This is a genomic window from Bartonella phoceensis (genome assembly GCF_902825145.1).
Taxonomy (GTDB): domain Bacteria; phylum Pseudomonadota; class Alphaproteobacteria; order Rhizobiales; family Rhizobiaceae; genus Bartonella; species Bartonella phoceensis.
Window position 1 is genome coordinate 1 of sequence record NZ_CADEAD010000042.1, and the last position, 534, is coordinate 534.

Sequence of the window (534 nt, forward strand, 5' to 3'; positions counted from 1 at the left end):
TATTCGTGAAAGAATTGCCTACACCAGCAAACGCTTTCGCTACATCAGCATAACTTTGCTCTTCAACTGCACTGCCATCTTCCTTGACTACATGAACCTTGAAGGTCGGACCTGTCCATTCCCCATTCTCATACTGAGCTCCACCACCAAAAGAATTCGCTATATTTGTAGCTGCCGTTTGCAGATTGTGAGATACAGTGCTGACATTTTGATTGGTCGCAAAAAGTTGCGAACCATTGACCGCTTCTGTCGAAACTGCAGAAAGCGTTCCTGATTTCACACCTGACAAGGTCCGCGATGCATCTCCACTATTGGCAATACTAATGCTGTTGCCACCTTTTTCTGCACCTATCTTGATTTCCTGTGTACCAGCATCCTGCTTAACAAGACTGTCACTAACAACTTGAGCAATCTCATTCTTAAGTTCTTTATGAATATTCGTGAAAGAATTGCCTACACCAGCAAACGCTTTCGCTACATCAGCATAACTTTGCTCTTCAACTGCACTGCCATCTTCCTTGACTACATGAACCT

1 pseudogene is annotated in these 534 nt (G+C 43.8%); it reads right to left on the bottom strand.

Annotation, left to right across the window (positions count from 1 at the left end):
- A pseudogene (locus J7R07_RS07990) lies at nt 1-534 on the bottom strand (Vomp family autotransporter); the annotation flags it as partial.